The following is an 8,221-nucleotide window of genomic DNA, read 5'->3' on the forward strand; positions in this document are numbered from 1 at the left end:
GGCGCCGAGGGGCGCCCCGCGGCCGGCCGTCAGCCGAAGCGGCCCGAGATGTAGTCCTCGGTGGACTGCTCGCGCGGCGAGGAGAAGATCGTCGACGTGTCGTCGATCTCGACCAGCCGGCCCGGCTGGCCCGTCGCGGCCAGGTTGAAGAACGCCGTCCGGTCGGACACGCGCGCGGCCTGCTGCATGTTGTGCGTGACGATGACGATCGTGTAGCTCGCCTTGAGCTCCGCGATCAGGTCCTCGATCGCGAGCGTCGAGATCGGGTCCAGGGCCGAGCAGGGCTCGTCCATGAGAAGCACCTGCGGCTTCACGGCGATCGCGCGGGCGATGCACAGGCGCTGCTGCTGACCGCCCGACAGGCCCGAGCCGGGACGGTCGAGGCGGTCCTTGACCTCGTTCCACAGGTTCGCGCCGCGCAGCGAGGCCTCGACGAGGTCCTGCGCGTCGCCCTTGGAGATGCGGCGGTTGTTGAGCCGGACGCCCGCGAGCACGTTCTCCGCGATCGACATCGTCGGGAACGGGTTCGGGCGCTGGAACACCATGCCGACCTGGCGGCGCACGGCCACGGGGTCGATGTCGCCGCCGTACAGGTCGATGCCGTCCATCGCGACGGTGCCCTCGACGCGCGCGCCGGGGATGACCTCGTGCATGCGGTTGAGCGTCCGCAGGTACGTCGACTTCCCGCAGCCCGACGGGCCGATGAACGCCGTCACCGAGCGCGGCTCGATGGCCATCTCGATGTCGGCGACGGCGCGGAAGTCGCCGTAGTAGATGTTGAGGTCCTTGACGTCGATGCGCTGAGACATAGGAGGGTCCTTAGCCGAGGTTCTTGGGGGCGAAGAAGCGGGTGATGAGCCGCGCGACGAGGTTGAGCAGCATGACGATGAGGATCAGCGTCAGCGCGGCAGCCCAGGCCCGGTCGTAGTTGATGGTCGCGATGCAGTCCACGGCGTCCGGCGAGCACGGCACGAGGCCCTGCTGGTACTGGCGGTACACGTAGACGGGCAGCGTCATCATGCGGCCCTCGAACAGGTTGAAGTTGATCGAGTCGATGACGCCGACGGTGACGAGCAGCGGCGCCGTCTCGCCGATGACGCGCGCGATGGCGATCATCACGCCCGTGCCGATGCCGGCCACGGCGGTGCGCAGGACGACCTTGACGATCGTCAGCCAGCGCGGCACGCCGAGCGCGAGCGCCGCCTCACGCAGCTCGTTCGGGACGAGCCGCAGCATCTCCTCGCAGGACCGCACGACGACGGGGATCATCAGCACCGACAGTGCGACAGAGCCGACGACACCCATCCGGATGCCCGGGCCGAGGATCACGGCGAACAGCGCGTACGCGAACAGACCGGCGACGATCGACGGGATGCCGGTCATCACGTCGACGAAGAACGTCACCGCCCGGGCGAGGGCCCCCCTGCCGTACTCGACCAGGTAGATGGCGGTCATGAGGCCGATCGGGACCGAGATGAGCGTCGCGAACAGCGTGATCTCGACGGTCCCGATGATCGCGTGGTAGATGCCGCCGGCGTCCATGCCGCCGAAGACGCCGCGCATCGAGTGCGTGAGGAAGTACGGGTCGAACCGCTCCAGGCCGTTCGCGAGGACGGTCCAGGTGACCGACACGAGCGGCAGCATCGCGACGACGAACGCCCCGACGACGAGGCTCGTCATGAGCCGGTCGCGGCGGCGACGGCCCTTGTCGACGGTCGACAGCACCCGGCGCAGGTCGTCCGTCGAGGCGACGGCGGGGGCGGTGGCGGCGGACATCAGTTGGCTCCCGAGAAGTCCTTGCGGCGCGCGACGATCGCGCGGGCGGCCATGTTGACGAGCAGCGTGATGACGAACAGCGCGAGGCCCGTCGCGATGAGCGTCGAGACGCCCAGCGGGTTGGCCTCGGGGAACTGGGCCGCGATGTTGGCGGCGATCGTCTGCTGCTGGCCGGCGACGACCAGGGCGAACGAGTAGAGGAACCCGGGCGACAGGATCATGAGGACCGCCATCGTCTCGCCGAGCGCGCGGCCGAGGCCCAGCATCGCGGCGGAGATGATGCCCGACCGCGCGAACGGCAGGACGGCGGTGCGGATCATCTCCCAGCGGGTCGCCCCGAGGGCGAGCGCGGCCTCCTCGTGCAGGCGCGGCGTCTGCAGGAACACCTCGCGCGTGACGGCGGTGATGATCGGCAGCAGCATGACCGCGAGCACCAGGCCCACGGTCAGCAGCACGCGCGCGGTCGGCGACACGTCGCCGCCGAACAGCGGGATCCAGCCGAGGTACGTGTTGAGCCACGCCCACACCGGCTGGACGGCCGGCGCCAGCACCAGCGCACCCCACAGGCCGTAGACGACCGACGGGATCGCGGCGAGCAGGTCGACCAGGTAGCCGAGGCCCGCGGCGAGGCGGCGCGGCGCGTAGTGCGAGATGAACAGCGCGATGCCCAGGGCGACGGGCGTCGCGATGACGAGCGCGAGCGCCGCGGCGAGCACCGTGCCGAACACCAGCGGCCCGACGAACTCGAGCAGCGAGTCCGCGCCGTGCAGCCAGGAGATCTTCTCGGTGAGCTCGGCGGCGGGCGTCGTCAGCGCGGGCCAGGCCCGCAGCACGAGGAACACCGCCACGGCGGCGAGCACCAGCAGGATGAGCGCGCCCGACCCGGTCGCGGCCCAGCGGAACAGCCGGCTCGCACCGCGCTCGCCCGAGCCGGCCGAGCGCCGGGGCGTCAGCGGGCTGCGCGGCGACGGTCGTCCGTCGCCCTCGGTCCGTCGCCCGCCCGCGGTCGGGGGGCTGGTGGTGCTGGTCACGGTTCTCCTGCGGGTGCTCGATGGTGCCTGGACGTGCGACGAGCCGGTGACCGACCCGCATCCCCCCGGTGCGGGCCGGTCACCGGCGTTGCCGTCACGCGGCGGCGATCGCCTCGATGGCGGCCTGCGCGTCGGCGGCGAGAGCCGAGGACAGCGGGGCCGAGCCCGCGGCGTCCGCGGCGGCGGCCTGGCCGTCCTCGCTCACGATGTAGCCGAGGAAGCCCTTGACCAGGTCGGCCGTGGCGGCGTCCTCGTACTGGAGGCACGCGACCGCGTACGAGACGAGGAAGAGCGGGTAGGCGCCCGACTCGGTCGTCTCACGGTCGATGTCGATGACGATGTCGTGCTCCGAGCGGCCCTCGGCACGCGGCGACGCGTCGAGCGCGACGGCGACGGCGTCGGCGGACGGGGCCACCCACTCCTCGCCGACCTGGATGCTCGCCTTGCCGAGCGACCCGGCGGCCGACTCGTCCGCGTAGGTCACGGTGCCGTTGCCGCCCTGGACCGTCTGGATGACGCCCGAGGTGCCCTGCGCCGACTCGCCGCCCTCGACGGGCCAGATGCCGTCGGCCTCGTGGGCCCACGCGCCGCCCGACGCCTTGCCGAGCCAGTCGGTGAAGTTCTTCGTCGTGCCCGACTCGTCGGAGCGGTGCACGGGCGTGATCGCCACGGCCGGGAGGGTCACGTCGGGGTTCTCCGCCACGATCTCCGGCGCGTCCCAGCTCGTGATGGTGCCCTCGAAGATGCCCGCGATGGTCGTCGCGGAGAGGTTGAGCTCCGTGACGCCCTCGAGGTTGAAGACGACCGCGATGGGGCTGACGTAGACGGGGACGTCGATCGCCTCGGCGGAGCAGGTCTCCTTGGCGGTCGCGAGCTCCTCCTCGGAGAGCGCCGAGTCGGTGCCGGCGAACTGCACGGCGCCGTCGAGGAACTGCGTGCGACCGCCGCCCGAGCCGACCGGGTCGTAGTTCACGGTGACGTCGGGGTTGCCGCTCTGGAAGCCGGCACGCCACGCGTCCATCGCCTTCTCCTGCGAGGAGGCGCCTGCGCCGTTGAGCTCGCCGCTGAGGGTGCTGACACTCTCGTCCGACCCAGAGGTCGCGTCGCCGGTGCCCGTCGGGTCGTCCGATCCGCACGCCGCGAGCGTGAGGGCGAGGGCGCCGGTGAGGGCGACCGCCCCGGCACGGCGGTGGAGGGAGAGCTTCACAGTGTCGTCCTGTCGTTCGGTGCGCGCACCGGGGTGTGCGCGGCGAGGCCGACGGTAGGAAGCCCACGTGACGGGCCGGACGGCGGTGGGTGAACCGGGGGTGAACGGTGGCCGACGAAGTCCGCGGGGCGTCACCGCACGACGACGCCCGCACGCGAGCACCGGACGAACCGGGCGCGTGCGGGCGAGGAGCGGAGCGGCGACGGTGCCGCGGGTGCAGGCCGGGTCAGGCCTCGTCGTCGTCCGTGAGCTTGTAGCCGAGCCCGCGCACGGTTAGCAGCAGGACCGGGTTCGCCGGGTCGGCCTCGATCTTCGCGCGGACCCGCTTGACGTGGACGTCGAGGGTCTTGGTGTCCCCCACGTAGTCCGAGCCCCAGATCCGGTCGATGAGCTGCCCGCGGGTCAGGACGCGGCCCGCGTTGCGCAGCAGCATCTCCAGCAGGTCGAACTCCTTGAGCGGGAACGCGACGAGCTCGCCGCGCACCTTCACCGTGTGCCGGTCGACGTCCATCTCGACCGGGCCGCTGACGAGCAGGTCGTCGTCCTCGTCGAGCACGGGTGCGGCGACCGCGGCCGTGGCCCCCGTCGTCACCGCGGCCTCGCGTCGGCGCAGCACGGCCCGCATGCGCGCGAGCAGCTCGCGCGACGAGTACGGCTTCGTCACGTAGTCGTCCGCGCCGAGCTCGAGGCCGACGACCTTGTCGATCTCGTCGTCCTTCGCGGTGAGCATGATGACGGGCACGTCGCTCGTCAGGCGCAGCCGGCGGCACACCTCGGTGCCCGGCAGGCCGGGGAGCATGAGGTCGAGCAGCACGAGGTCCGCGCCGTGCTCCTCGAACAGCGTGATCGCGTCGGGGCCGGTCGCGGCCGCGATGACGTCGTAGCCCTCGCGCTCGAGCTGGTACGTCAACGGCTCCCGGTAGGACTCCTCGTCCTCGACGAGCAGGATGCGGGTCATGAGGCGGTCTCCCGCACGGTGTCTCCGGTGGTCAGGGGGGTGGGGGTGGTGCGCGGCAGGCGCATCGTGAACGTCGAGCCGCGGCCCGGCTGCGACCAGACCGACACGTCGCCGCCGTGGTCCGCCGCGACGTGCTTGACGATCGACAGCCCGAGGCCCGTGCCGCCCGTGTCGCGCGAGCGCGCCGGGTCGACCCGGTAGAACCGCTCGAAGACCCGGTCCTGCTCGTCGGCCGGGATGCCGATGCCCTCGTCGACGACCGCGATCTCGACCAGGTCGCCCGCCTCGCGGACGCCGACGCCGACGTGCGACGCCTCGCCGGAGTACGCGACCGCGTTGTCGACGAGGTTGCGCACCGCGGTGACGAGCAGGTCGTGCTGGCCGAGGACGGTCGTGCCGCGGACCCCGCCCAGGTCGAGGCGCACCTTCTTGGCGTCCGCCGCGGTCCGCGCCCGGTCGACGGCCTCCGCGAGGACCGCGTCCACGTCGACGACCGCGACCTGCCCGACCGCGCCCGCGACCTGCAGGCGGGACAGCTCGATGATCTCGTGCACGAGCGCCGACAGGCGGCTCGCCTCGGACTGCATGCGGTCGGTGAAGCGGCGCACCGCGTCCGGGTCGTCGGCGGCGTCGTGCACCGTCTCCGCGAGGAGCTGCAGCGCACCGACGGGCGTCTTGAGCTCGTGCGACACGTTGACGACGAAGTCGCGGCGCATCGCGTCGATCCGCCGCGCCTGCGTGAGGTCCTCCGCGAGCACCAGCACGTGGTGCGGCGTGACCTGCGCGACGCGGACCTGCACCATGAGCAGCCCCGGCCCGAGCGGGCCGCGCGGGATCTGCAGCTCCTCGTCGAGGATCACCCCGTCGCGCCGGACCGCCGTCACCATGTCGCGGATCGCGGGCGGCACGAGCCGGCCGTCCCGCACGAGGCCCAGCGCGTGCGCGGGCGCGCTCGCCCGCACCACGACGTCGTCGTCGCCCAGCACCACCGCGGCCGACCGCAGCACCGCGAGCGCCCGCACGAGGCCGTCGTCCAGCTCGGGCTCCGGCAGGGGCGCGGTGTCCTTCTGCGCGCGCTCGCTGACCCGGAACGCCAGGGTCGCCCCGATGCCGGTCAGCAGGCCGAGGCCACCGGCGAGGAGCAGCGCGAGGCCGTCGAACCCGTTCACGCACCCAGACTAGGACGGCCGGGGAGGCATCATCGCCTCCCCGACCGTGGCACGCCCGGAACGTCGACGGACGTTCACCTGCCCGTCCGGGGTCGTTCACCTCAGCCGAACGTCTCCAGCAGCGCGGACCGCTCGGCGTCCGTGAGGTTGGTCGCGACGAGCGTCGAGTGCGTGCCGAACCCGTGGAACCGCTCGCCGAGCCGGTCGACGTCGCCGTCGGTCGTCACCGCGCACAGCAGCGACGTGCCCGGGGTGATCTGCTGACGGATCGTCTCGAGCTGCGCGTCGTCGATGCCGACCGCGGACACCGCCTTCGAGATGCCGCCGATCGCGGCGCCCGCCGCGGCCCCCAGCAGCGGCACGAAGAAGATCCCGCCGAACAGCAGCCCCCAGAACGCGCCCCAGCCGGTGCCGCGCCACTTGTCCTCGTTGCTGTGGTGCAGGTCGGGCTTCGACGCACCCTCGGGCCACTCGACGATCGCGTGGTCGAGGATCTTCACCAGACCGTCGGACTGCGCGCCCTTGAGCGCCGTCTCCGCGCGGCGGGCCCCCTCCGGGGAGTCGAACTTCCAGGCCGTGAACGTCGTCATCGTGCGTCCCTCCTCGTGGTGCCTCGTCCTGCTGCGCGTGCGTCCCGGCGCGGCGGCCGGGTCAGGCGACCGCCCGCTCGACCTCCTCGCCGTGCACGATCAGCGCCCACAGCACGACGACGTCGAGGATGATCACCGCGAGCGACCACCACGGCGTGATGGGCAGCGACACGAACTGCGCGACGAGGTTGAGCACGACGAGCACGCTCGCGGTCCACCGGGCCCACGCAGCACCGGTGAACAGCACGAGCCCGAGCCCCGTGAGCGCGACACCGAGGACCAGGTGCACCCAGCCCCACGTCGAGACGTCGACGATCGTCAGACCCTGGCCCGACCAGGCGAGGACCTTCTCCTCCTGGAAGACCGCGATGAGCCCCGCCACGATGTTGAACAGCCCCACCGTGAGCAGCGCGAACGCGCCGAACCACACCCAGCCGACCCATCCCGTCACCGTGCGCGCCATCGCCCGCCCCCTTCTCCGCCCGCCGACCCCGGCTCCTGCCGGGCCGCTGGGGCACAGCGTCGCGCGGGCCTCTCCGGCGTCGCCTCACCCGTCCCGGGTGACTGGCCGGGGGGCGTCGCGACGGGCCGCCGCCGATATCACCCGGAGGGCGTGAGGCACGTCCCGGACGGCCCGCCGGACCCTGGTCGCACAGGGCGACGAGGGGGTGCCGTGCTCTACCACATCCGCGTCGACGGGTCCCCGGCCGGTGCCGACCTCGAGGCGCTCCTGCGCGACCACGCGGACGTCGTCGCGACGACCACGCCGCACGGCACGGTGCTGTCGTGCCGGCTCGCGGACCCCGCCGCCCTCACGGGGATCGTGGCGCTCCTGCACGACCTGGGCCTCGTCCTCGTCGAGGCGCACGCCGTCCCCGAGCCCGACGACGAGGGCTGAGCCGCCCCGGGCGGCGACGACGCGGGGCGGTGGCCGCTACAGCAGGCCGCGCTCCGCGGCGACCCGCAGCGCGTCCCGCCGGCCCGCGACGCCGAGCTTGCGGTAGATCGAGCGCTGGTGCGTCTTGACGGTGTTGCCCGACACGAACAGCGCCGCCGCGATCTCGGTCGTCGTCATCGTCGAGCGCAGCCGGACCAGCACCTGGTGCTCGCGCTCCGTCAGCTCCAGGCTGCCCCACGCGCCGCGCGGCCCACGCCGGGGTGCGTCGCCCGCGACCAGGGCGGCGACGACCTCCTCGTGCGCGCTCCCCCACCGCAGGTGCTCGACGAGCAGGTCGTGCAGGACCGGCTCGAGCTCGACGAACGGGCGGCGGACCCCGGCCCGCTCGGCGACGTCGAGCGCACGCTCCAGCAGCCGGTGCGCGGCCGGCTCGTCGACCGCGGCCACGGCGAGCGCACCGCGCAGCGCGGACACGACCTCGGCGGGGGTGCGCGCGTGCGCCGCGACGATCTCGCCCAGCGCCGCCAGGTCGGCGTGCTCGTCCGCCGCGGCCCGCACCGCGTCCTCGACCCGTCGCCGCGCGCGCTCGAAG

At 73.0% G+C, this 8,221-nt stretch carries 10 protein-coding genes; 1 reads left to right on the top strand and 9 read right to left on the bottom strand.

Annotation, left to right across the window (positions count from 1 at the left end; translation table 11 throughout):
• Window positions 1-29: 29 nt before the first annotated feature.
• The 8 genes from pstB to CBZ_RS12770 all read right to left on the bottom strand — a co-directional run bounded on the left by pstB (window position 30) and on the right by CBZ_RS12770 (window position 7,194).
• Window positions 30-809 (bottom strand): phosphate ABC transporter ATP-binding protein PstB, encoded by a 780-nt coding sequence (pstB, locus tag CBZ_RS12735; RefSeq protein ID WP_130781907.1) that lies wholly within the window; start codon window positions 807-809, stop codon window positions 30-32.
• A gap of 10 nt (window positions 810-819) precedes the next feature.
• Window positions 820-1,776: a phosphate ABC transporter permease PstA gene (pstA, locus tag CBZ_RS12740; protein WP_130781908.1), complete on the bottom strand. Its 957-nt coding sequence runs from the start codon at window positions 1,774-1,776 to the stop codon at window positions 820-822.
• A complete protein-coding gene (gene pstC / locus CBZ_RS12745; RefSeq protein WP_130781909.1) occupies window positions 1,776-2,807 on the bottom strand; it encodes a phosphate ABC transporter permease subunit PstC in 1,032 nt (343 codons plus the stop codon). The genes pstA and pstC overlap by 1 nt, the downstream gene beginning before the upstream one ends.
• A gap of 94 nt (window positions 2,808-2,901) precedes the next feature.
• The gene (gene pstS / locus CBZ_RS12750) at window positions 2,902-4,014 is read right to left on the bottom strand and encodes a phosphate ABC transporter substrate-binding protein PstS (RefSeq protein ID WP_130781910.1); all 1,113 of its coding nucleotides are present in this window, start codon (window positions 4,012-4,014) and stop codon (window positions 2,902-2,904) included.
• Between the two features lie 226 nt (window positions 4,015-4,240).
• Window positions 4,241-4,972 (bottom strand): response regulator, encoded by a 732-nt coding sequence (locus CBZ_RS12755; RefSeq protein WP_130781911.1) that lies wholly within the window; start codon window positions 4,970-4,972, stop codon window positions 4,241-4,243.
• Window positions 4,969-6,141 carry a sensor histidine kinase gene (locus tag CBZ_RS12760; protein WP_130781912.1) on the bottom strand — a complete coding sequence of 391 codons (1,173 nt, stop codon included), beginning with the start codon at window positions 6,139-6,141 and terminating at the stop codon, window positions 4,969-4,971. The genes CBZ_RS12755 and CBZ_RS12760 overlap by 4 nt, the downstream gene beginning before the upstream one ends.
• Before the next feature lie 101 nt (window positions 6,142-6,242).
• Window positions 6,243-6,731 (bottom strand): DUF1269 domain-containing protein, encoded by a 489-nt coding sequence (locus tag CBZ_RS12765; protein WP_130781913.1) that lies wholly within the window; start codon window positions 6,729-6,731, stop codon window positions 6,243-6,245.
• 61 nt (window positions 6,732-6,792) lie between these two features.
• Entirely contained in the window at window positions 6,793-7,194 is a 402-nt protein-coding gene (locus CBZ_RS12770) for a DUF7144 family membrane protein (RefSeq protein ID WP_130781914.1), read from the bottom strand.
• Window positions 7,195-7,404: 210 nt separating this feature from the next.
• Between CBZ_RS12770 and CBZ_RS12775 the strand changes: the two genes are divergently transcribed.
• The gene (locus CBZ_RS12775; protein ID WP_130781915.1) at window positions 7,405-7,629 is read left to right on the top strand and encodes a DUF8691 family protein; all 225 of its coding nucleotides are present in this window, start codon (window positions 7,405-7,407) and stop codon (window positions 7,627-7,629) included.
• A gap of 36 nt (window positions 7,630-7,665) precedes the next feature.
• Here the strand turns inward: CBZ_RS12775 and CBZ_RS12780 are convergent.
• Window positions 7,666-8,221, bottom strand: a 556-nt coding sequence (locus tag CBZ_RS12780; RefSeq protein ID WP_218022764.1) for a helix-turn-helix transcriptional regulator, incomplete at its 5' end; no start/stop codon positions are given.

This window comes from Cellulomonas biazotea (genome assembly GCF_004306155.1).
Taxonomy (GTDB): domain Bacteria; phylum Actinomycetota; class Actinomycetes; order Actinomycetales; family Cellulomonadaceae; genus Cellulomonas; species Cellulomonas biazotea.